Below are 18,829 nucleotides of genomic sequence, written 5' to 3' on the forward strand. Positions count from 1 at the left end.
GATGTAGCTGCGAGGGAAGCCTTGGGCGTTGAAGAGCTCGCGCGGCTTGAGCATCCGCAAGGTGATGTCGGCGACCACCCACCAGCGACCCTTCTGGAAGACCAGAATCAAGTCGGCCGACTCGGGGAATTGCTCCGGCAGATGGTCATGCAGCAGTTGGGCGCAGAGCTTGGCGCGTTCCAGCTGCTCCTGGGGGAGGAAGTCTTCCGGTACCCAGATCGACTGGGCCGTCTGGACATCCTTCTGCGAGACCTTGGTGACCTTGGCTCGACGGCCGCGGCCGGCTGCTGCGGCAGGATTGACCTCGTTGAGGGCCTGCGGCTGTTGGACCATATAGGCGGTCACCAGCATCTTCTTGCTGCCGGACGCGCAGATCGTGGCCATCGGCTCGTTGGCCGGTCGGCCTTCTCCGCGATAGAACCCGCCGTTGGCTTGCTCGAGGTATGCGCTGATCAAGCGCTGGTTGGCTCCCTTGGACATGATCGTCGAAACCGGCTCGTCGACCGAACGGCCGCTGTTGTCCACCGAGAAGCCGCCGTAGGCCTGCTCTAGGCAGGCGGCCACGATCGCCTGCTCGCCCCGATGAGCCCCCGTGATGGTCTTGATCGGTTCGGTGGCGCCGTAGCCGCTGCGCTCGCCGTGATGGGTCAGATGGGTCAAGTGCACCGCGGCCAGCGCGCTGGTCGCGCCGCTCGCGGTGACCGTGTTGAGCGGCACGTCCAAACTCCGGACGCCGTGGCTCCAGCGTGTCGCGCCGGTTTGGCTGGACTCGCCATGGCCCATATCCACGAGGTGGGCCGCCACGACGGCCTGGTTGCCGCCACCGGCATGGACGGTCCTGAGGGGCTCGTCGACGACGTGCGAGCGATCGCCGGCGTCGGGCCGATCCGCGTGCGAGCCATGAGCCAGGCCGGCGATGATGGGCACCTGGTGAGCGGTCGCCTCCACCATCTGTGTTCCGACAAGCCCCATCTGGATGCCAGTGCTGGGTCGCTTCGGCGTCCCGCCTGCTGTGATGGTGCGCACGGGCTCGTCCAGACCGGAGCCGATGCTGCCGGTATTGAACTTCGTCAGGTAGAGCGCCTCCATGCACGCGCTGGCCAGCGCATGGTGCGTGCCGCCGGCAGATATCGTCGACAGGGGCTGGCCGATGTCGTCGCCAGCAAGGTGGCTTTCCTCGGTGCCGCGCAACGGGGCGATGACTGGGGCAACCAGCGCATGATGGCCGCTCGTGTTGGTCATGATCAAAGGCGCCAGGTAGGGCTCCACCAAGGAGAAGTGCCCACCCTTGACCTGCGCGCAGATCGTGCGCAGCGGTTCGTCTGCAGGCATCGTCCTCTGGTTGCTGCTGTTGGCGTGCTCGGTCAGGAAGGGTGCTGCCAGTGGCTGCAGATGTGACAGAACCGCTGCCCGATGGTTCTCGGTTGTGAGAATGCCAAAGGGCTGATCACCATCCACCGGCTTGCCGGCATTTGCCGGGCTGCCGGCGGCAGACATGAACGGTGCCAGCACTGGCCGTGCCAGTGCGCCCTGCGAGCCTTGGCCGGTGACGGTCCAATAGGGCTCGTCGATGGGTCTCGTCCGGGGATCTTGGCCAACGCGCTCGCCGTTGCGCGTGTTCACAAGAAACGGCTCAGCCTTGGTCAGGACCTGACGCCAGAGGCCCTTGGCAACGCGACGCAAAGTGTTGCGAGCGAGGTCGCGCTTGCGGCCGAAGATGGACTGGGCCAGCAGGGTGAAGTCGATGCAGTCGGCGGCAGTTCGCTGCGGCGCCATGCGGCCCGCGATCACCTCGTGGTGGGTCGGTTCGGCGTGCGTCTGTTCGGGCCAGACGATGGGTAGTCCATCGCGACGGGCGATCAGGAAGAGGCGCTTTCGGATGGTCGGAGCGCCGTTGTCGCAGGCCCGCAGCTCACGCCATTCGACCTCGTAGCCATGGCCGCGGAGCTGCCTCACGAAGGACTGGAAGGTGACGCCCTTCTTCTTGGGGTCGGGTAGCCAGACCGACTTCTTGTGCCGCTCTCCGAAGTCGTCAACCCACCAATGCTCCACCTCCATCAGGGGGCCCCAGTCCTGAAACTCTTCGACGTTCTCCAGCATCAAGACGCGGGGCTTGGTGGTTGCCACCCAGCGCATTCCGACCCAGGCAAGACCGCGGATTCGCTTCTCCACCGGAGTTCCGCCCTTGGCCTTGGAGAAGTGCTTGCAGTCGGGCGAGAGCCAGACCAGCGCGACCGGTTGACCTTTGGTGACCGCCAGCGGTTGAACATCCCACACGCTCTCGCACAAGTGCAGCGTTTGCGGGTGGTTGATGGCGTGCATCGCCAACGCTTCGGGATCGTGGTTGATCGCAATGTCCACGGGCCGCCCGAACGCTTGCTCAAGACCTTCGCTGGTGCCACCACCGCCGGCGAAGTTGTCGATGATCAGCTCATCGGCAATCGGGAGCAGGCGTTGTCTCCCTCCATGGCCGTCAGGCCCTGTGAGGCGCCGACCCTTCGACTTCTTGGACCCCGTGCCTTGTGCGTTGGGGACCACTCGCAGGCGGTGCGGCCGCGTGCTGGACTCGACCCGGCCGGAGTCAGCGAGGTTTGCTCGACGTTGCTCACGAAGGACGTCGACGACTTGCTGACGGCTCACTTCAACGGTGATGCCCTCGAACTCACCGCGTCGACCACGGGACTCCTCGACGACGCGGACCGGGTTGTGAGTGGTGTAGCGTTCGGTTTGAACGGAGCTGGGCAGCTTGGGAAGCAGGAAGCGTTCGATCAAGTCGGCCAGGACATCACGGTGATTGACCAGCGGGGCAATCTCGTTCACCCCCGCTTCGATTGCGGCTTCAAGGTAGACGGGATGCTCGCAAAGCATGTCGCCATCACCGAAGCCCCAGTTGGCGAAGAGGTGCCAGGCTTCGAGGAGTAGTGGTTGCTGGCTCATGAGCCGCGCCCTTCCTCGGACTGCAAAGAGGTGGCAGGAGCTGCGGCGAGCATGGCAAGGTAAATTTTTGCGGCGTGTCCGAGGCAGAAGCCGTCTTTGAAAAATTGCGGCGTGCCGTCTTCCTTGCGCGTGGCGTCATAGCCAGCGGCAACCATCGATTCATCCGGCTCCACCGGCACCAGCTTCCAGCCAGCCGCAGGCACGGAGGCGTGCACAGCCTCCGGCCCCGCCTGCTTCTCGGCCTTCGCCTTCCCGCAGTTGCAGCATTGCATTTCGCCAGACGGGCCGTGCGGCCCGTAGCTGCACGATTCTCCTGATGCGATGCATTCATCAAAGCCGGGATTGGCCTGCTTCTCGGCCCCGCAAAGGGCGGGCATCGCCCCCAGCTTGAAGCCCTCAACGAAGTCGTCAGAGGGGGCCTGCTTCTCGGCCTCGGCAGCATCAATTCGACGAATGAGCGCCTGGACTCGATCGTGGTACTGCGACTGGGCCACGTCTCCGGCAAATGCCAGTTCAAGGGGCATGCAAAGAACTGCGCGATCCATATTGCTCAACAGCTTGTCATTGCTCATGGGTGGGCTCCGTGTCCTGTGAGTGGCTTGGAATATCAGGCGGCATAGAGCGCCTCGGCTGTCTCGCAGACGAAGCCGCACGCGGGCACGGACTCGTTGCGCCGCACCGGGCCGGCAGGCAGCTCACGAAGGGGGAAGCGCTGATCCTTCAGTGGGCCGCTGCGGTGGCGCATGAACCACGACCCGGGGCCGATCTCGTCCTGAACGCGGCACAGCTCTTCAAACTCGGCCGGGAAGTCCTCGCGGATCGCGCGGAAGTAGCCCATGCCACCCTTGACGCATCCGATGCAGTTGGCGTTGTCATAGCCCAGGCGGTACATCAGCGGCAGCCCGATGCCGGCACGCTCCACCATCGCCTTGCAGTCCTCTTTGCCTAGGCCGGCGTCGATCAGCGGCGCCAGGATTGGCCGGTCTGGGAAGCGCTCCCGGAAGTCGTCAAGACGATCCTGTTCCTCGGCGGTGTAGCCCAGCACCATCACGTCGCCCGGCTGCTTCCATGCGTCCATCAGCTCGCGCTTCAGCAGCGTCGAGCACTTGGCGCCACGGAAGCTCACCATGAATCGATGGCGGCGAAACACCTCGATGGTGTCGGCGCCGTATTTCTCATCGCGCAGGACTGTGATGGGCTGGCCAAACCAGCGCTCGCAGTCGGCCAGGAAGCGCCGGTTGTCGGGGTGCTCGTTCTTGACGAAGGCATTCAGGATCACGCAGCGGTCGCCGTACTTGGCCAGGGCGAGCTTCGTGGCGACGGCCGAGGCAGCGCCGCAGGAGAACTGGCAGACGATGCGGCTCACGACTCGCTCCCCTGTACCGGGGGCTTCAAAATCACGGCACGGGCCACGGCCAGCCACGGCTCTTTGCGATCAGCGTCCAGGTTCTGCCACAGTGGGTGGCCGATGCGTGTCTGCGAGTGGTAGGCGTTGCGCAGCCGTTCGGCCAACGCATCCTCAGACTCCGCCTTTACTGCGGGGGCTGGAGAGGCGCCCGCCTTGAGCTTGCGGCGAAGCGCCTCCAGCGTCTCGACCGTCTCGGTGCTCAGCTCTTTGGACTCCCACACTTCGGTGCTGTGCTCGCCATGCATGTCGATGCAGACGGCGATGTCATCGAGCACCATGCGCAGCAGGTCGGGCGCCTCGACCTGGGCGCCGGCCGCGATGTCGCGGAGCAGCGCGTATTCGACGGTTCCCTCAGGGTAGTACGTCGGCTGTGCGGTGCCACGCTGGTGCAGCGCGACCTCAGCCACGCCGAACTCGATGCGCCAGCCATCAGGTGCAGCCACCGGCCCCGCTTGCTCCACAGGTGCGCGCTCGGAGGGCGGGGCGGCAGGTGTTGCCGCGGGGGCTTGAGCAGCGGCCAGCAGCTCGCGCAACTGCTCCGCACGGATGACGACCGGGAGCTGATGAACCATGCTCTCCAGGTGGTCGTGTCCGTCGCCCTGCCAGTACCAGACATCGCGTGGCGCATCCGGGTCCACGGGGAACTCGGGCGCATAGCGGTTGACCATGGCCTGGAAGGCGCGCAGCTCGCGGATGTGCTGCTTCAGCAGCTTGATCTCGGCCACGAAACCGGTCGCCGAATCATGCGCCCGAGCGAGATCGCGCTGGAGGGCGGCAACGTCAGGCGCAGGCGCATAGGCTTGAACTGCCACCGGCCCGGCCTGCTTCTCGGCTTCGTGGGCGGCGAGGATGGCTGCACGCTTGCGGCGCTCCTGTTCTTGCCAGGCAAGGGCAGCGACGTGATCGAACCGCCAAGCTTGCTCGGCCCTTTCTAATGGCCATGCGTCCGGATATGTGCCGGACAGCCATGCGACGAACGCCGCCTGTACTGTCTCTACCGCCTGCGGGGTGGGCGGCTGCTGGGTCTCGTGGGCGGCCAGCGCTTCGGAAAGCTCGCGCCGCAGCGTGGGGATGATTTCGTCTCGCAGCATTGCGAAGGCGTGGTAGATGTCGCCGGGTATCGCCTGTCCCAGGTGGGACAAGAACAGGTGTTCTTTGCTGACGATGGCCCGTTCGAACTGGCTCAGCTTGTCGTGGATGCTCATGGTGTCGTCCCCTCGTCAGCGAAAATGTGAAAGACAAGCGACCAGCCGTGAAGCTGGAAGCTGTCGATGTGCTGGCCTACGCCGGGCCTGAGGTCTCGCCCCGTGCAGGCGATGCGGAAGTGATGCGTCACAGGCGGTGTGCCGACCTTCAAGCAAGCCCACAGGCAGGGCTCTCGTCGGCAGCGTCCTCCGGTGTGGAGGTCATCCAGTCGGGCGGGATGCCCTCGCTGGGGTGTTCGTCCAGCTCGGGCCAGCTCTCCAGCTCCGCCTCGGCGATGTTGTGATCCGCGGTGCCCAGCTGCTGCGCGATTCGGACCTTGAACCGGCGCACCCACTCGTCGCGGGGGATGTTGTGCTGCAGCTGCGCGACCAGCTGCTTGGTGACGTCGTTCATGTCTTGGTCCTTTCGTTGCTGGCGGCCGTCATCCCTGGGCCTCCTCGAAGCTGATGCGGTGCTGGCGCTCGGTCCAGCGCATGACCTCCTCTGACCAGGCCGACAGGTCGGTGATGCCTTCCTTGCCGCCGGCGGCACGGTAGCGCTCGGACAGCCAGTCGAGCAGCACGGTGATGTGGATGGGGCGCAGCTTGCCGCCCAGCGGGATGTAGCCGTTCGCGGCCTGGCCAACGGCGTCCCGAAGCTTGGCAATCCGTTCACGTAGCGCCACGGGCCGGCCAGTCGCTTTGTCGACGGCCAAGGCCTCGGTCCACAGATCGCGGAGCTCGGCAAAGATGGTCTCGACGTGCAGCGTCTGGTCGGCCTTGACGAAGCCCGCAGGCGTCTTGGCCTCGGTCTTGCACGCAAGCCCGTAGGCGTCGACGGCCGTGAGCATGTCGGATAGCTTCGCCGTGCCGGCGGCAAGTTGCCGGGCCACTTGGTGCACGATGTTCCACACCTCGGCGGAGCCCAGGCGTTCGAAGGAGTCGCAGGCCACTTGTTCGAGCGCCTGCGCTTCGCCCGCGCCTTCGATCGATTCAAGGCTGTAGTCGGTGCCGTTCGCGTCGACGTTGGCAATTGCCCGGCCCCTGAGCTCGCCCCAGTACACCTCCTCTACGTCCCCGCTCCACTCGCCGTCGTCATTGGCCGCGCTGCGGTAGTAGGCGATGCGCATGGCGGCATCCTGGGCGGCGTCGTCAGGCTTTTCGTGCCAGACGGCCCCGATCTCGGGGCAGTAGGCAAAGAAGCGGTGGCTGTCCTTGATCTGCTGCGCGTTGTAGAAGCCGGGCTCAGCATGCACGTCGGCCAGGACGAGGGGAGATCTGCTCCACTTCGAGCGCTCGTAGCCTTCCGTGTCGACCGTGGCGACGACGTCACCGGTCTCGATGTTCGTCATCAGGTAGGCGACCGTTTCGCCGTGAGGTGCTGCCATGGCAGCCAAGCAGTCGCGCAGCAACAGCTCGGTTTCGGATGACAGGTGTGACGAGTCGATGGCGTCTTGGATGCGAGCCTGCAGCTCACCCCGCGCCTGAGCCTTCGGGATCATGGAGACGGTGTTCATGTCAGGCCCCTTCCTGCAGTTGCTGCCCGGAGTCACGTTCGACGACTGCAGCCCCGAGGTCCTGAAGCGCGCTGTGGCCAGCGTGCTCACCACCCAGGCCTTCGATCAGCGCCGGGATCATCTTGCTGAGCTCGCCGGTAGCCAATGCCGCGTCCGAATCGAAGGCCTCGTCTTTGCTCGGCTTGTCGCGGCCCTCGAACGCCAGGTCGAGGAACTTGATCTTCTTGAGGACCAGGCCGTCGGTGAGCTCGAAGGAGACGCGCTCGTTCCAGCTCAGCGCGAGGCGGGTCGGCATCTTGCCGGCGGTCAGGTGCGCGCGGATCTCATCAGTGTCCAGCGAGTGGCGGCCGTAGCGGACGACGGGCTTCATCTCGTCGCTGCCTTTCAGTTCGCATTCGCGATCGATCTGGAATCCCTCGGGCGTCACGCCGTCCATCAGCCAGGCTGCCATGACGGCAGCCGGGCTTTCGGCGGTCTGCAGCAGCTGCAGGGACAGGCCTGCGCAGGCCTGGATCAGCAACGTGATGACTTCGTCGGCGCGGCCGCTGCTGCCGGCGTCCACAAAGAGGAGGCGCTGCTTCGGTGCGACCCAGATCTGGGTTGTCGAGCCTTTCGTGAAGGCGCGCGGGAGCAGCTCATGCGTGGCCTGTTCCTTGAGTTCTTTCAGCGCCTTCTTGCCGGGCTTACGACCCGTCTGCTCCTCGATCTCTTCGGCCAGTTCCTCCACACGCTCATTGACGACTGACGTCGGCAGCAGTCGCTGCTCCCGCTGCAGCTTGATGAGCCAGTGGCCGTCGATGCTTTCGACGAACGGCGCGTGCTCGAATCCGCGGGGTGGGGCCCAGCCTACCGACAGCGATTGGGTCGGCATGCACGGCTCGAATGGGGTCTTGCCCAGCTGCTCAGCGATTTGGGCGGCATCGGTGTTCCAGCCCTCGGCGATGCGGTAGATGATGAGGTTCTTGAACATGTCGGTCCTGTTGTTCTCCCGAAGGGCTTCGGGGCAGTGAGAGGCCTCTGCAGGGCTGCGGAGGATGTGGAGTCGGTGGCCTAGTGGCTGGTCGCTGCGCCAGCCACCGGCATGACGGCGGCCCGGAAGTCAAAGCGCGGCGGCCGGTTGAAGGTGGGGGCGTCCTGCGCGCCGAGGTGAGGCATGGCTTCCAGCACCAGCTCGCGGAAGCGGGCGAGGAACATGCGGTTGGCGTGCTCGGGTGTCCAGGCCACGATGCGATCGGGCAGCGGCGTGATGCCTGCAGTCAGCGTCCACTGCTGCGGGGGAAGGTCTTCCCACTCAATCGCGAAGCCGAGGGCATCCCAGCGCGTGGCGCGGCGCTTGGGCATGAAGTCGCGCTGCTCCGTGGCCAGCAAGCGCCAGTCAGCTGGCTTTATTGAGGCCGGGCGCTTGTCCGGGTCGAGGCCGAACTGCAGCAGGATCGCGCGCTGTGATTCGTTCTCGATCACCTCGAGGTCCGGCAGCAGCATCTTGAGCGGCTTGTTGATGTCTCCTGTCACTGGCTCTGCAGCCTCGTGCATCAGGGCATAGAAAGCGTCTTCTCGCGGCACGATGTACGACATGAGCCAGCAGTGCTGCGCGACGACGTAGAGCACGCTGCAGTGACCTGTGAAGCGGGTCATGTGCGACAGCGAGTGCGACATGGTCTCGATGTCGATGAGCGAGTCGCCCGGGCGTCGGTAGTCGAAGTAGTGGCCGTTGGCCATGTGGATGGTCGAGCCCTTGACGCCGGGTGGCTGCGACTGAGCAGAACGTGGACTCATCCGGGGCCTTGTCAACGAGGAATTCGCGGTCATGGGTTTCTCCATCGGGTGAGTGGCGCTCGAGAGGTCAGCACGTCGGCGATGAGCTGGCGACCAACTCGTCGTGTGTCGCGAGCTCGTCCTTGGGGTTGTCCAGCCAGGCTTGCAGCCGCGTCTGGATCCCAGGCTCGCTGAGACCGAGCTCGGGATCGGTGGCAATCAGCTCGGGCAGGCCCTCCGGGAACTCGTGTGTGGCGTCGTCGAGGATCACGTAGTCCGTCGTGCCGATCCGGCTCAGAACGTCCGCGATTCCTGCGAAGCGCTGCATTGACTTGGACGTGCTGCCGATGAATCGGTCGGCCAGCGGGCCGAGGTACTCGCGCAGCTCGAAGTCGCGGCTCATGGTCCTCCAGCCGCTGTGCACGAGGATCGCCACTTCGGGGTGCTGGTCGAGCATCTGGCTCAGCCGGTCGAGCCAGCGAAAGAGCTGCTTGTCGGGGGCGTAGCGCAGCTCCCGCAACGTCCGGCCATCACGGGCCCAGTCCTTGACGGCCGAGACGGGGTGCAGCACCCCGTCGAAGTCCAAACACAACACGCGCATACGATGAAAAGCTCCAGCTGTCGTTTCCAGCGATAGGGAGTGATCGCCATTGAGATCAAAGGCTTCATGTCGCTAGAATTTGTTTTACATGATACTAAGCTGGCAAAGTGAAATCTAGTGAGCGAACATCTGAAAATGCCATGCGTCACAAGTCCGTCCGCGACGAGCCCCCAGGAGGGCGCCGATGACGCTCGGCAGGCGCTGCCAGCCCAAGACGACTGGCACCTCTATCTGCTGGAATGCCGGGGCGGCAAGTTCTATGCAGGGATCGCCAAGGACGTGCAGGCGCGCTTCAAGGCGCACCTGAGTGGCATGGGGGCCAAATTCACCAGAGCGAATCCACCGCTGCGGGTGATTGCGACCCGCCCCTACACGGACCGCTCGCTGGCCAGCAAGGCTGAATACGAACTCAAGCAGCTGCCACGGCGGCTGAAGCCGCAGTTCTTCGAGGCTGACTCGGGGATGTCCGATTCGGCCGACCACGACCATGACTTCGATGAGGAGGCGACATGCCTGGCCCCGACACCATGCACCACGCGCTGAGTGCTTTCGAGATCGCTGCGACGTTCAGCGCCATCAGCAGCGTGCTGGTCATGACCAGCTCGGCCATGCAGGCCCGCGGTCCGCTGGATCGGCTGTGCTGTTGGCAGGCCCTGGCCTCGACGGTGCTGATGGGCTTTGCCCTTTGGACTTTCGCAGCTCCGCGGAGCCAGGTGGAGATGCTGATGGTTGTCCTCGGGGCCCTGCTGGCCACACTGGGTCTGGCAGTCATCGGGGCCGTGCAGGCTCGGGGGGCACGACGGAGCGGTGGTACCGGTGGTCGCGGACGAGCCAAGACCAAATCCTGAGAGTCGGAGGCTGAATAACCGACGTCGCTTTTAGCAATCCGATGCGTACCGTCCAATGGCGTGCTTGAGGGTGTCTCGTGCACGAATAAGCGGTGTCGCTTATTTGACGCCGACCATCTGAGGATGGTTCACGGTCAGCAAGTAAACATGAATGGCGCCTCACATGACTGAAGCCACGCGACTCCCCAGTTCAATCCTCTGCCAGCGGCTCTCGAATCAGTCCACCGAGGCGCGAACTGTCCGGCAGGCTGGTCTGATGCTCGACCTGCCTGTACAGATGGTGGGCATCGAGCAGCTGGTCGACCAGCCGGCCGTTTTCAAGGGCATGCTGGTCAGCGGCGCGCTCCCGGTCGGCAGCGTCGAGTTCCTCAGAACGGCCATGGAGGTCGCGGGGATCCGGGAACCGGAGTCCATGAGCTATCCGCCGGCGTTGAGGCCCTTTCTGGGCCGCTGGCTGCAGTCGATGCCTGTCGGCCAGGTACAGGGCACTTGGTTCGTGAAGCCGATACAGACCAAGCTCTTCACCGGCTTTATGTGGCACGCTTCCCGCGGCCAGACGGCGCACGAGGATCTGCAACTCTATGGCGAGCACGACGCCGAGCAATTGCGGGTGCTGCAATCCTTGCCCCTCGATACCGAAATCTGGGTTGCCGAGCCCGTGAACTTCCTCTGCGAATGGCGCTACTACGTCCTCGACCACCAGGTGATCGGCGCGGCGCGATACGACGCTGACGGTCTTGATGCCGCGCCGGCGCCTGACATCCACGTCCTCAATGCCGCGATCGCGGCCATGCAGCGAACCGGCGATGACGCGCCCGTCGCCTACGCGTTGGATCTCGGGGTCTTGTCGACCGGTCAGACGGTGCTGGTGGAAGCCAACGACGCTTGGGCCCTGGGCTTGTACGGCGGCGGCCCAGCGCCGCGGCACTACGTCGAACTGCTGACCGCCCGCTGGCGACAGCTGCTCCTGTGCGGCATTTGCGAGATGGCCTAGAGAAGTGAGGTGCAGTGCGACCGCCAGTCAAGATAAAAAAATGCCAAGAACGCCGTTTTCGGACAATTTTCTTGGATAGGCGGAGAAAAAAAAAAGTGGCTACGCGTTCGATCGGTTACGACTTTCTTCAATAGCGGGGCATTTCCGATCGACAGGCCAGCCAGGTTCCGGCTGCCGTCGCCCCGGCCTCCCGGCCTCAGATGACCCGCTGCAGCCGCGAAGAGCGTGGTGAGCGCCGCCGATCCGGTCGCAGCTTGGTCCCGTGCTACATGTGCCGCGCGGCCTGGGCAGGTCCCTGTGTTTGCTGTCGTACCGGGAGCGCGGGCCAGGGCGCCAGCAAGGCCGCTTGCCAGCTGGCCTTGCTCGCTGGCGGTGAGTCCGCCAACGACGGCCTACCACTCAAGCGCATCGAGCCTGCCTGCATGCAGGGCGACGCCGCGTGCCTCAAGAGCGTCGATCCGGTAAGTCATGGATTCGAGGCCAGCGTCGTTGGCAAAGTGATTGAACTACCTGGGCCGATCCGTATCTGTTTCGTCGGGTAGTTCTCTCACTGACGGAGCAGGCGATATCGATTCGATTGACCGTATCCACGCGCCAAGTGGCGGGTCCCATACCAACCCGATCTCATCGAGCCTGGCGACCTGAGCAGCTGACAACTCGCCCCTGCGCTTGGCATCGCGAATCCTGGTAATCCACAGCCCCAGCCCGGGCTTCTTACTGAACACTTTGGCATGCCCATGCTTCTGCTTGAAGGCTCGTAGCTCCTCGGCCCACTGGTCGAAGGTCTTGCGGGCGCCCTTCAGAGTCCACACCACTTCGAGCTCATCGAGTCTAGCGATCTGGTCGGCTGACAGCTTCCCTTGGCGTCTTGCCATGCGCATGCATGACAGCCACGGCCCCAGCCCAGGCTGGGAAGTTGGCACGTTAGCATGCCCGTGCTCTTCCTTGAAGGATCGGAGCTCCTCGGTCCACTGGTCGAAGTTCCTGTGGCTGCCATGCGGATTCACTCCGATCTCATCGAGTCTAGCGATCTGGTCGGCTGACAGCTTCCCTTGGCGCCTCTTCTTGCGCATCAGGTTTAGCCACACCCCCAGTCCAGGCTGGGAACTCAGCACGTTAGCATGCCCATGCTTCTGCTTGAATGCTAGTAGCTCATCGACCCTTTTGTCGAAGGTCGTGTGGTCGGCATACGGATTCCACACCACTCCGATCTCATCGAGTCTGGCGATCCGATCCGCCGACAGCCTTCCCCGGCGCCTTTCATTGCGCATGCGGATCAGCCACGTCTGCAGGCCTGGCTGAGTACTCGGCACGTTGGCATGTCCATTGACCCTCTTGAACTCCCTGAGCTCAATCACCCTCTGATCGAACCTCGACTGCAAGCTCTCCGCGAGCCGGGTGCCCACGGCCTGCTTGAGGAGATGCAGATCGAGCAACTCACCTGAGCTGCCATGCCTCCCGCCGCGATCGTCGCCGATCACCTCCACGAGCCCATCCATCCATCTGCCGCCCGGCTTCGCCTCGCGGATGCGCACCTCGAGCATCTCATCCATCTCTCGCATCGCGTTGATGGTCTGGATGACGCCCTGGAAGCCGGATCGGGCCACAGCCTGATCCAGGGTCTCACCCTGAGCCAGATCGAGGAGCAGCGGCACCATCACATAGCCGAACTTCTTGCCCATGGCCAGCCTCATCGCGCGGCCGATGATCTGCGCGACATCAATCTCGCTATACCTGGGATCGAGGATGGCCACCATCGCCACCGCGGGCACGTCCACACCCTCGGTGAGGCATCGGGCGTTCGAGATCACGGCACGCGGCGCTTCGGCGAAGGCCTGCATCTGTGTCTCCCGCTCGAGCGTCGGCTGCTTGCCGGATACGTGGAACGTCTCAACCCCGTGGTTGAGACCCTGGTGCCCAAACTGACGTGAGAACTCCTGGGCCGCGGCAACCGTCGAGTGGAAGGTGATCACATGGCTGGTCTTGTAGCGCATGATCGCGTTCTGCAAGGCGATCTGGGCGGCGACAAGCTTTGCGTCGACGATGCGGCCCCCTTCCGGGCCGTCGGCGATCACGGCACCACGTGCCAGCATCTCAGAATCCACCCGGGCGCTGTCGATCACCGAAATGATGACCTTGTACGGGACGATGAGCTTTTGCTCGGCCGCCTGCGCGAACGAGAGCTTGAAGGCCTTGCGGCCGTACAGGTTCTCGTCGTCCATCGACGTGAAGGGGAAGTCGCCGTTCGCATCGCGCTTGGCCACCTTGTAGTGCTTCGGCGTGGCCGTGAAGAAGGTGCGCTTCCTGATGTGCAGGTTCGCGTCATAGAGCGCGTAGCTGAACAAGCCGTCGGCCGGGCCCACCGTCTTGTGGGCCTCGTCGAAGATCGCGAGGTCGAATGCGATCGCGTCTTCCTTCTCCAGCGCCTCATTGAGCAAGCGCAAGGCCTGACCCACCACCTCGGCGGACTGGTAGGTGGCGAAGATCACCTGGTGGTCTCCAGCAAACAGCGGCCTGGCCAGGAAGCGCCTCACCTCCTCGGGATCGGTCGTCGCGGGGAAACCCAGATGGGCGACGGAGATGTCGTCTTCCTGCTCAACGGCCGAGGCCTTGCGGCCGCGCGGCTTGGCGCCGGCGGCTGCCGGGCCTCCGGCGCTGATCGAGGTGTCGGAGCACACGCTGCAGGTGAGCATGCGGTTGGAGCCTTCGGCACCGGTGCCCTCGTTCCACGCGGTGTGTGCCTGCCACTCGAGCATGGTCTGGCGCATCAGCGCCAGCGAGGGCACCAGCACCAGCGTGCGGCGCGCGCCGATCTGCTCGGCCATCGCTTCAGCGAGCCACAGGCCCACCAGGGTCTTGCCCGTGCCGCAGGCCATCACGGCCGTGGCTCGGTCGGCGAGCATGAGCTCGGCCGACAGGGCGCCCAGGGCGGCGCTCTGGTGCGGGCGCGGGCGACGAGGGCTGTCGGCGGCGCGCAGCGCGGAAGTCAGCAGGGTGGGGGAGAGGGGCGCGTTCATGGGGTGACTTCGTGTTTAGGCGGGTCAGATGCAGCGTCCGCGGCCGCGCGGAAGAGAACCAGATACCTTATCTAATTCTTTCGCATAAAGAATAATTAGCAAAACTAATAGAAGTCAATGCGGTGCCTCGCCTCGATCCCGGCAGATCAAGAGTCCGTGCGCCTTTCGGCGTTCAGGTCTTCTTGTGCACCAGCAGCCGTAGGTCCGCGCGCAGCTTGTCAGCCGGCCGGTGCATGTACTGGTTCGTCGTCGTGATTGAACCGTGGTCCATCAGGTCTCGCACCGAACGGATGTCGGCGCCGGCGTCGACCAAGCTGGTGCCGAAGGTGTGGCGCATCCAGTGCGTCGAGGCCTGGCGCAGCCGGTCGGCAGCATGCTCGTTGCCCTCGACGGCGGCCAGGTCCGCGCTGGCCAGCATGATGTCCTTGAAGACCTTCCAGACGTGGTTGCGCGTGAGTCCCTTGGGCGCACTACGCAGCGCCTCGACGCTGATCCGGACGGGTAAGACCAGGGGCAGGGCAGGGGAGCGGCGGAAGACTAGGCCGTAGGCTGCCAGATAGGCGTCGTAGGCCAGCACGGTCTCGATGAGCAACGGCAGCTCAGATTCGATGCCGCCCTTGCGGGAGATGTGCAGCACCATTTCGCCGGCGGACGCGCTGGGCTGGATCATCGAGCTGTCGGCGCGCGCGATCTCAGAGGCGCGCAGGCCTGTCTTCAGCGCGAGCTCAACCACCCAGCTTGCGCGCGCCTTGATGCGCAGCTGAACATCGGTGTCGGCCGGCATCTGGGCGATCGCGCGTTCCACGTAGGCGAGCTGCTCTTCGCCGAGGAACCGATGCACGCCGGCCTTGGTGGCCGATCGCCGCGCGACATGCGTGCGGATGCTGCGCACCGGGTCGATCGCGATCTCTCCGATCGCCGGGTCAGCAAGCCAGGCATAGAAGCCGCGCACGATGACCTCGGCCTGCTGCGCGCTGCGCTCAGACAACGGCGTGCGGAAGGGCGCCCAGGCCGGGTTGCCGTAACCTACGGACCTGACCATGACGTGCTCCGCCGGCGGCCGCTTCAAGTAGTCCCGGAAGTCGCTCCAGAGCTCTCGCTGCATCTCACGTACCGTGCGCAGGCCTTTCCACCGGCAAAACCAGCCGAGACGGCGCAGCTGCGCGCGATAGCTGCTCTCCGTGTGCGCGGAGCGGCTGCAGCGCTCACGCAGGAACTGCTCGATCAGATCGGCGTCGGTGCGGGTCGACGTGCTGGGTTGGCCAACCCAGCTCCCGTCGACCATGTTCCCTGGCTTTGCGCCGCTGATGACTTGGTCAGCCGCGCCAACGGCAGGGAGTGGGGCAGCACATTCGAGGTCGCGATCTCGACGGCTGCTCATGGGATTCCTGCTTGGCCAGTAGGCCCCGTTGAGGCTGGGCCCTCAGCCGCGGCGCGACGTCGAACTCGCTTGGGCAGGTTCTGGCTGTCTAGCATCTGCCCTTCGGTGTCGAGGGTCGGATCGCCTAGCGCGAGGACCTGCTTCTCGAAGCCAAACTGGGTGAGCGCATTGAGCATGACGCCCCAGGCGACCGTCGGGTCTCCGGCCTCCATGCGCCGCCAGGTAGAGACGGCAACGCCGACGCGCCTGGCGGCTTCTTCTTGGGACTCCCGCCGCCGCTGGCGGGCCTGGCGCAGGCCGCGGCCGATGGTGGCCGCGGCGGGTGCGGCAGGGTGCTGGTCGTTGGCGGGCATCAATTCGCTCTCATGTGACTGCTAAAGCAGTGTAATCGCCGATTTGTCGGCGCTCAAGACGTGGGCACGGGCGGCGCTGAGGCCTCGGAGCGAGCACCTCTAAGCTGATTTTTCGTGTCAACAAGATCACAAAGCATTTTTCGATGGGCTGAAGCGGTTTGGTAATTGTCATCCAATTCGAATTTCACGAGAATGCACCGTCCGGAACCCATTTTGTATTCTCCAAATTGAAATTCATGGAACCGAGCAACAAAGTCGGCTTCGCGAAGCTAGCCGACGATTTCGACATCCGTCTGGCGCAGCCCCTGCGGACGATCTCATTCATCGGCAAGTCAAAGAGCACTTCGCAGACCCGCGACCAGGTGCTGCAGGTCTTCACGCCCGTCTACGAGCCTGCGGACTCCTTCGCGGGCCAATTCGAATTCGGCTTGAAGTACGAGGAGATCCACCTCGAGTTTCTCTCGCGCTTGTTCAGCAAGATCGATCCAGCCGAGCTCGAGGCCTGGATCAACAGGGAGCCGACGGGATCCTATGCGCGCCGGGCTGGCTTCCTCTACGAGTGGATCACGACCAAGCAGCTCGGCGTGCCTGATCGCGCCACCGGCAACTACGTCGACGCGCTGCCCGCCGACCAGTACATCACGCGCGCAGAGTTGCTGCGCAACCGTCGCTGGCGTGTCGTGGACAACCTGCCGGGCACACCCGACTTCTGCCCGCTGGTTCGCCTCTCGCAAGAGCTGACCACGGCTGCGGCCTTCGACACGAAGGCCGAGATCGAGAAGCTCGATGTGGAGTTCGGTACCGATGTCTTGATGCGCAGCGCCAGCTGGCTCACGCTCAAGGAATCCCAGGCCAGCTTCTTGATCGAGCGGGAGGCTGACAAGGCAGAGCGAATCAAGCGCTTCGCGCATGTGATCGCCCAACACTCGGGCCGCATCGACAACCCGCTGGACATCGCATCGCTGGAGACGCTGCAGGAGGGCATCCTGGGTGAGAACGCGTTGCGCAAGGGCATCCGGCGCTCCCCGATCTTCGTTGGCCAGGAGACGATGTACCAAAACGTCGTGCACTACGTGGCACCGCGCTACCAAGACGCGCCGACGATGCTGGCAGGCCTGCAGGCCTTTGAGGTGGCCACGCGAGGCACGTCGCCGTTGGTTCGCGCGGCTGTGATCGCCTTCGCCTTCGTCTACGTGCATCCAATGCGGGACGGCAATGGACGGATCCACCGCTTCCTGATCAATGACACGTTGCAGCGAGACAAGGCCATTCCAGCCAATGTGATTCTGCCGGTGTCCGCCACAATCACCAACTCGACGCGGGAGCGAGCCGAGTATGACCAGGTGTTAGAGGTGTTTTCGAAGCCACTGATGGCCCAGTACGGCAGTGCATGCCGCTTTGGGGAGCAGTACACCGCAGAGGACGGTACGCCGACGAACTTCTACTTCGATGCCTACGACGAGGCTTCGCACGCTTGGCGCTTTCCGGACCTGACGCAGCACGCCATCTACACGGCCGAGCTTGTCGAAAAGACGATCACCCGCGAGATGGCCAACGAGGCGAGGATCCTCGTCCGGTTCGACCAGGCGACCCAGCGCCTGAAGAACCTGGTCGAGATGCCCAATCCCGATGCGGCGCGGATCATCCGCTCGATCAAGGACAGCCAGTGGCGGGTGTCGAACAAGTTGCTCGGTGAGTACCCCTTCCTGCAGGACGAGGCGATGCAGATTCGCGTCGTCGAGGCCGTGCAGTCGGCCTTCGAGGATCGCGAGGCGATCGAGATCGTGGAGGACGATGGCGGTGGGCCGGCGCCGCGCAACTGACTCAATAGCCGGTGATTACGATGGCCGCCGGCGTCAGGTCGTAGCCAGATTGCAAGCGTCCACCGCAGCAAAGCTGGCCTCGCATTTGCCTGCGATGGGCAGCGCCAGCTGGTGGACGGAGAGCGACTGGGATAGCACCGATCGGTGCCGCCCATTTGAAGCTGCCTAGGCAGCTTGCAACAGCGGCCCGTCCGCGCGAAGCTGCCTGGCCACGTCGGTGTTTGCCGTCGGGTCCAAGTCCCGTGCCATGACGGCCGAGACCAGCGAAGTGATCTCCTCGGGCGAGGCGAAGCCTGTCGTGCTCAATGCGATCGCAGCCGGCCGACCGACGAAGACGCCTCGCTGCAGGCGGTAGACGATGTAGATCCAGTGCAGCGAGCGCCCATTGAGTTTGTTCCGATTGCCGCTGGCCAGTCGGAAGGTCTCAGTCTGGGTCACCGCCAGCATCGACGCTGACAACGCATCTCTGGCTCGCTCGGCCTCCGTGTCGGTGCCTCGAACTGACATGACGGCCGTTAAGGCTTCCGCTGCCGCACCAGGTGCGCTGTCGCGGATCTTCTGGCCCGCATTGCGCATCTGGTCGCAGACCCGAGTGGTTTCTGCCACGGGGATCGCGCCGGCCTTGAGCCATCCCGTGCTGGCATCGACGACATAGAGATAGTCGTGCGCGGCCGCAAGGCTGGCGCCGTCGAGGGGCAGCTCGATGGCCCAGCCCGGGTTCAGCTGCTGGGCGACCTCGCGCCAGAACTTGGATTCAGCTTTCATGTCGTTCTCCAATATCCGATGTCGCTTAATGTGGCCTGGCGATCTGGCCCTGATGACTAAGCGGTTGCCAAACAGCGCCTCACTTCAGAAATGACATTATGTTCGTTATGTCATATGGAATTCAAGCGAGCACAAATAAAAACAGCGGTGCTGCATTTACATGCCGATGCCGGCGTGCCTAGAATGCTCTCTACACGCCCGGCCGAACGCGGTCATCGGCGGTAAACCCACCGTTGGAGAAGCGAA

The 18,829-nt window shown here is 64.2% G+C and carries 17 protein-coding genes and 1 pseudogene; 4 read left to right on the forward strand and 14 right to left on the reverse strand.

The window, feature by feature from the left end; genetic code table 11:
- Window positions 1–939: 939 nt before the first annotated feature.
- The 10 genes and pseudogenes from QRD43_RS22755 to QRD43_RS21085 form a co-directional block, all read right to left on the reverse strand.
- Window positions 940–2,451: pseudogene (locus tag QRD43_RS22755) on the reverse strand (DNA cytosine methyltransferase); the annotation flags it as partial.
- A gap of 482 nt (window positions 2,452–2,933) precedes the next feature.
- Complete coding sequence (locus tag QRD43_RS21050) at window positions 2,934–3,509, reverse strand: hypothetical protein (protein ID WP_285984479.1); 576 nt, start codon at window positions 3,507–3,509, stop codon at window positions 2,934–2,936.
- 35 nt (window positions 3,510–3,544) lie between these two features.
- The gene (locus tag QRD43_RS21055; protein WP_285984480.1) at window positions 3,545–4,303 is read right to left on the reverse strand and encodes a hypothetical protein; all 759 of its coding nucleotides are present in this window, start codon (window positions 4,301–4,303) and stop codon (window positions 3,545–3,547) included.
- Window positions 4,300–5,550 (reverse strand): hypothetical protein, encoded by a 1,251-nt coding sequence (locus tag QRD43_RS21060; protein WP_285984481.1) that lies wholly within the window; start codon window positions 5,548–5,550, stop codon window positions 4,300–4,302. The genes QRD43_RS21055 and QRD43_RS21060 overlap by 4 nt, the downstream gene beginning before the upstream one ends.
- Entirely contained in the window at window positions 5,547–5,681 is a 135-nt protein-coding gene (locus QRD43_RS22760; protein WP_434063917.1) for a DUF7352 domain-containing protein, read from the reverse strand. Before QRD43_RS22760 ends, QRD43_RS21060 begins: the two co-directional genes overlap by 4 nt.
- A 17-nt stretch (window positions 5,682–5,698) precedes the next feature.
- On the reverse strand, window positions 5,699–5,944 hold the full coding sequence (locus QRD43_RS21065; RefSeq protein ID WP_285984482.1) for a hypothetical protein: 246 nt from the start codon (window positions 5,942–5,944) through the stop codon (window positions 5,699–5,701).
- Window positions 5,945–5,972: 28 nt separating this feature from the next.
- The gene (locus QRD43_RS21070) at window positions 5,973–7,046 is read right to left on the reverse strand and encodes a hypothetical protein (RefSeq protein ID WP_285984483.1); all 1,074 of its coding nucleotides are present in this window, start codon (window positions 7,044–7,046) and stop codon (window positions 5,973–5,975) included.
- Window position 7,047: 1 nt separating this feature from the next.
- Complete coding sequence (locus QRD43_RS21075; protein ID WP_285984484.1) at window positions 7,048–8,016, reverse strand: recombination-associated protein RdgC; 969 nt, start codon at window positions 8,014–8,016, stop codon at window positions 7,048–7,050.
- Window positions 8,017–8,096: 80 nt separating this feature from the next.
- Window positions 8,097–8,822 carry a metal-dependent phosphohydrolase gene (locus QRD43_RS21080; protein ID WP_285984485.1) on the reverse strand — a complete coding sequence of 242 codons (726 nt, stop codon included), beginning with the start codon at window positions 8,820–8,822 and terminating at the stop codon, window positions 8,097–8,099.
- 67 nt (window positions 8,823–8,889) lie between these two features.
- Window positions 8,890–9,396, reverse strand: coding sequence for an HAD domain-containing protein (locus QRD43_RS21085; RefSeq protein ID WP_285984486.1), 507 nt, complete (start codon window positions 9,394–9,396; stop codon window positions 8,890–8,892).
- A gap of 123 nt (window positions 9,397–9,519) precedes the next feature.
- On the opposite strand from QRD43_RS21085, the gene QRD43_RS21090 reads away from it, so the two are divergent.
- The 3 genes from QRD43_RS21090 to QRD43_RS21100 all read left to right on the forward strand — a co-directional run bounded on the left by QRD43_RS21090 (window position 9,520) and on the right by QRD43_RS21100 (window position 11,244).
- Entirely contained in the window at window positions 9,520–9,945 is a 426-nt protein-coding gene (locus tag QRD43_RS21090) for a GIY-YIG nuclease family protein (RefSeq protein ID WP_285984487.1), read from the forward strand.
- Window positions 9,912–10,250: a hypothetical protein gene (locus tag QRD43_RS21095; protein ID WP_285984488.1), complete on the forward strand. Its 339-nt coding sequence runs from the start codon at window positions 9,912–9,914 to the stop codon at window positions 10,248–10,250. The genes QRD43_RS21090 and QRD43_RS21095 overlap by 34 nt, the downstream gene beginning before the upstream one ends.
- A gap of 163 nt (window positions 10,251–10,413) precedes the next feature.
- A complete protein-coding gene (locus tag QRD43_RS21100) occupies window positions 10,414–11,244 on the forward strand; it encodes an ATP-grasp domain-containing protein (RefSeq protein ID WP_285984489.1) in 831 nt (276 codons plus the stop codon).
- 506 nt (window positions 11,245–11,750) lie between these two features.
- On the opposite strand, the gene QRD43_RS21105 is transcribed toward QRD43_RS21100, so the two are convergent.
- The 3 genes from QRD43_RS21105 to QRD43_RS21115 all read right to left on the reverse strand — a co-directional run bounded on the left by QRD43_RS21105 (window position 11,751) and on the right by QRD43_RS21115 (window position 15,995).
- Entirely contained in the window at window positions 11,751–14,261 is a 2,511-nt protein-coding gene (locus QRD43_RS21105) for a DEAD/DEAH box helicase (protein ID WP_285984490.1), read from the reverse strand.
- A gap of 172 nt (window positions 14,262–14,433) precedes the next feature.
- A complete protein-coding gene (locus tag QRD43_RS21110) occupies window positions 14,434–15,642 on the reverse strand; it encodes a tyrosine-type recombinase/integrase (RefSeq protein ID WP_285984491.1) in 1,209 nt (402 codons plus the stop codon).
- Window positions 15,639–15,995, reverse strand: a complete 357-nt coding sequence (locus QRD43_RS21115) for a helix-turn-helix domain-containing protein (RefSeq protein ID WP_285984492.1) — start codon at window positions 15,993–15,995, stop codon at window positions 15,639–15,641. The genes QRD43_RS21110 and QRD43_RS21115 overlap by 4 nt, the downstream gene beginning before the upstream one ends.
- Before the next feature lie 236 nt (window positions 15,996–16,231).
- Between QRD43_RS21115 and QRD43_RS21120 the strand changes: the two genes are divergently transcribed.
- Window positions 16,232–17,818 carry a Fic family protein gene (locus QRD43_RS21120; protein WP_285984493.1) on the forward strand — a complete coding sequence of 529 codons (1,587 nt, stop codon included), beginning with the start codon at window positions 16,232–16,234 and terminating at the stop codon, window positions 17,816–17,818.
- Window positions 17,819–17,983: 165 nt separating this feature from the next.
- Here the strand turns inward: QRD43_RS21120 and QRD43_RS21125 are convergent, their stop codons facing one another.
- Window positions 17,984–18,583: a hypothetical protein gene (locus QRD43_RS21125; protein WP_285984494.1), complete on the reverse strand. Its 600-nt coding sequence runs from the start codon at window positions 18,581–18,583 to the stop codon at window positions 17,984–17,986.
- Window positions 18,584–18,829 lie beyond the last annotated feature (246 nt).

The sequence above is a fragment of the Roseateles subflavus genome, assembly GCF_030285365.1.
GTDB lineage: Bacteria > Pseudomonadota > Gammaproteobacteria > Burkholderiales > Burkholderiaceae_C > Roseateles_B > Roseateles_B subflavus.

What these genes read in the sequence shown, in the direction of transcription:
- QRD43_RS21100 (WP_285984489.1), top strand. Translation starts at nt 10,414, where the DNA reads ATGACTGAAGCCACGCGACTCCCCAGTTCAATCCTCTGCCAGCGGCTC.
- QRD43_RS21125 (WP_285984494.1), bottom strand. Translation starts at nt 18,583, where the DNA reads ATGAAAGCTGAATCCAAGTTCTGGCGCGAGGTCGCCCAGCAGCTGAAC.
- QRD43_RS21050 (WP_285984479.1), bottom strand. Translation starts at nt 3,509, where the DNA reads ATGAGCAATGACAAGCTGTTGAGCAATATGGATCGCGCAGTTCTTTGC.
- QRD43_RS21120 (WP_285984493.1), top strand. Translation starts at nt 16,232, where the DNA reads ATGGAACCGAGCAACAAAGTCGGCTTCGCGAAGCTAGCCGACGATTTC.
- QRD43_RS21060 (WP_285984481.1), bottom strand. Translation starts at nt 5,550, where the DNA reads ATGAGCATCCACGACAAGCTGAGCCAGTTCGAACGGGCCATCGTCAGC.
- QRD43_RS21110 (WP_285984491.1), bottom strand. Translation starts at nt 15,642, where the DNA reads ATGAGCAGCCGTCGAGATCGCGACCTCGAATGTGCTGCCCCACTCCCT.
- QRD43_RS21105 (WP_285984490.1), bottom strand. Translation starts at nt 14,261, where the DNA reads ATGAACGCGCCCCTCTCCCCCACCCTGCTGACTTCCGCGCTGCGCGCC.
- QRD43_RS21070 (WP_285984483.1), bottom strand. Translation starts at nt 7,046, where the DNA reads ATGAACACCGTCTCCATGATCCCGAAGGCTCAGGCGCGGGGTGAGCTG.
- QRD43_RS21115 (WP_285984492.1), bottom strand. Translation starts at nt 15,995, where the DNA reads ATGCCCGCCAACGACCAGCACCCTGCCGCACCCGCCGCGGCCACCATC.
- QRD43_RS21095 (WP_285984488.1), top strand. Translation starts at nt 9,912, where the DNA reads ATGCCTGGCCCCGACACCATGCACCACGCGCTGAGTGCTTTCGAGATC.
- QRD43_RS21080 (WP_285984485.1), bottom strand. Translation starts at nt 8,822, where the DNA reads ATGAGTCCACGTTCTGCTCAGTCGCAGCCACCCGGCGTCAAGGGCTCG.
- QRD43_RS21065 (WP_285984482.1), bottom strand. Translation starts at nt 5,944, where the DNA reads ATGAACGACGTCACCAAGCAGCTGGTCGCGCAGCTGCAGCACAACATC.
- QRD43_RS21075 (WP_285984484.1), bottom strand. Translation starts at nt 8,016, where the DNA reads ATGTTCAAGAACCTCATCATCTACCGCATCGCCGAGGGCTGGAACACC.